Annotated in this window: 5 protein-coding genes; all 5 read right to left on the reverse strand. The window is 33.7% G+C overall.

The window, feature by feature from the left end:
* A partial coding sequence (locus ABT112_RS35055; RefSeq protein ID WP_351515820.1) for a hypothetical protein occupies nucleotides 1-898 on the reverse strand: 898 nt, incomplete at its 3' end.
* Between the two features lie 9 nt (nucleotides 899-907).
* A complete protein-coding gene (locus tag ABT112_RS35060; protein WP_010906216.1) occupies nucleotides 908-1,177 on the reverse strand; it encodes a hypothetical protein in 270 nt (89 codons plus the stop codon).
* A gap of 145 nt (nucleotides 1,178-1,322) precedes the next feature.
* Nucleotides 1,323-1,607, reverse strand: coding sequence for a hypothetical protein (locus ABT112_RS35065; RefSeq protein ID WP_351515821.1), 285 nt, complete (start codon nucleotides 1,605-1,607; stop codon nucleotides 1,323-1,325).
* Nucleotides 1,579-1,749, reverse strand: a complete 171-nt coding sequence (locus tag ABT112_RS35070; RefSeq protein WP_269889312.1) for a DUF1655 domain-containing protein — start codon at nucleotides 1,747-1,749, stop codon at nucleotides 1,579-1,581. The genes ABT112_RS35065 and ABT112_RS35070 overlap by 29 nt, the downstream gene beginning before the upstream one ends.
* Nucleotides 1,750-1,820: 71 nt before the next feature.
* Nucleotides 1,821-2,091, reverse strand: a 271-nt coding sequence (locus ABT112_RS35075) for a hypothetical protein (protein ID WP_351515822.1), incomplete at its 5' end; no start/stop codon positions are given.

The raw sequence follows: 2,091 nt of genomic DNA on the forward strand, positions 1-2,091 counted from the left end.
ATGAAATTACTTTATGACGCAAGCCTTTACCAGTACGTGTCCCAGATTTACTGACAAAGAACCTTGTCTTAGTAATCTCACGACATGCCACCAGCATTTGATAGATTGGCTGTAGTTGCGCATTATGCAAGCTGTCTACATCATCTATCACCATTCCTAAGTAATTAGCGTTCAAGATTGACATTTCAATTACATCAGAGAGCTGACAATCAAACACTTTAAAGTAACATTCATTGTCTTTGATAGAACAATTTTTTAAAATTTTCTTTTGATGCAGATCCATTTGAAAGTCATGACAAGCAATAATCGATGCTTTTATTTCTTTAAGAGGTTTTAGCTTTATCTGTTCATCTATAAAAGATATAATTTCTACAACTTCACTAGCTGTGAAGTCAGAACGCTTGCCTAATTTATATTCATGAGCAATATCCATCTCTGACAATCGTTTGAATTGTGAGGTTGAAATATCATATAAATATCCATGATGCAAAGCAATCTTTCCAAATAGATAATCTAAAATCACATTGACAAAACGAGGAATACTTTTACTTGATTTTAATGTAACTACTTCTTTATCTTCTCCATCGTCAGTTTTTTCAGCTTTTTTATTAACTCCACCGTAGAAAATAGATACAGTATTTTGACCATTGTTTAAATGCAAACTAGGTCTTTTGATTCTTTTATTTTCTCCTGTAGACTTTACTGACAGATAAGGATATTCATAAATATCACGATGCAAGATATTGACTAAATCAAGACTTTGAGGAATCTTAGCGCCATCAATGTTTCCAAATTTTTCCCAGGGAAGATCAATCACCTTTTTTAGATTATTTTCTAACCGTTCCCATGCTTTGCGTTGTTTTTCCAAATCTCCGTAATCAGTTTTAACTTCTGTCACTTCTTCCCCCTATTCAGCCAATGAATCCATCAAGGATTCCAATTGACTTTTTTTATACCAAACAGTACGATCTCCATCTTCTAAAATCACCTGCTTTAATCCGTGTGCCCGAAGTTTAGCTAAATATGTGGTTGAAATGTTCAGTTCTTTCAATAATTCAGCTTGTTGCACATATGGGAACTCACGACTTTGTTCAACTCTTGCCTCAACTAATTTATCAACACGATTTAATACTGATTGAGTCAGTTCCTGCTCTGCTTCAAATGATAAGATGCTCATGATTTCCCTCCTCGTTTAAGTCTTATATGCAACTTTGGGGCTTTAGTTTCATTGACAATTAATATTTTTCTTACTTCAGCACGACTAGGTTTAACCAACCAAGTAGGTAGTATTTCTGTGCTTATAACGTCCATTTTTATAAATTTCATACTTTATCTCTTTTCTTAGTTTCAGCTTGTTTTTTCAGTTTCCAACTTTGTGCAAACTCATGAGATACTTTGATACAAAGAGGAGCTTTATTTTGATTGAAAATAATTACTGTTTTTTTGTTTTTTATGCTTTTTAAAAAAACTTGATGTCCAATTTCAGAATTCATTTTTACAGAGAGAATTAAAAAATGTTTATTTTCAAAAGTTCGTGCTTTCTCTAAATCTTCTATTTTGAAAGTAGATGATTGCATTTTAAGCCTCCAATTCCACTTGATAGCCATTCCCCATAAAAGTAAAGGTAGCTACGCTTTTACCATCAAAAAGTTTGTCAGTGACATCATCCACTTCAATGTGGTGTCTCGATTTTGCTAAGCACTGTGTGAATAATAGCTTCGCTTCATCAATGGTTATAAATTCTGTCATTTGTGTTTCTCCTCAAATATGTTATAATTTGAGTAAAGCAAAACTCATGAAGAGCTTGCCTTACTTATAGTTTAAAAGTCTCTACTTTGGTCGGTGTGGACTTTTTTTGTTGTCATTGTTGCTTTAATAGCAACTTTGAGTGGTTCGTAATCGGAACCAGCTTCAATCATGGCTATTGCGATACTTTCAAGCATTTTGTAACGTTCCATTTCCACCGAATCAAGGAGGTCTAGGAGCGTTTTTTCTTTTCGCCAGTCAGTATCTCTAGCTTGAATTTGCTTCTTTGTCAGTCCTGTTACTGTTGTAGCAAGCAAACTTCTAATAATCGTATGCCATGTATTA

It is taken from the genome of Streptomyces sp. NPDC002055, assembly GCF_040296705.1.
GTDB lineage: Bacteria > Actinomycetota > Actinomycetes > Streptomycetales > Streptomycetaceae > Streptomyces.

What these genes read in the sequence shown, in the direction of transcription:
- ABT112_RS35060 (WP_010906216.1), bottom strand. Translation starts at nt 1,177, where the DNA reads ATGAGCATCTTATCATTTGAAGCAGAGCAGGAACTGACTCAATCAGTA.
- ABT112_RS35070 (WP_269889312.1), bottom strand. Translation starts at nt 1,749, where the DNA reads ATGACAGAATTTATAACCATTGATGAAGCGAAGCTATTATTCACACAG.
- ABT112_RS35065 (WP_351515821.1), bottom strand. Translation starts at nt 1,607, where the DNA reads ATGGCTATCAAGTGGAATTGGAGGCTTAAAATGCAATCATCTACTTTC.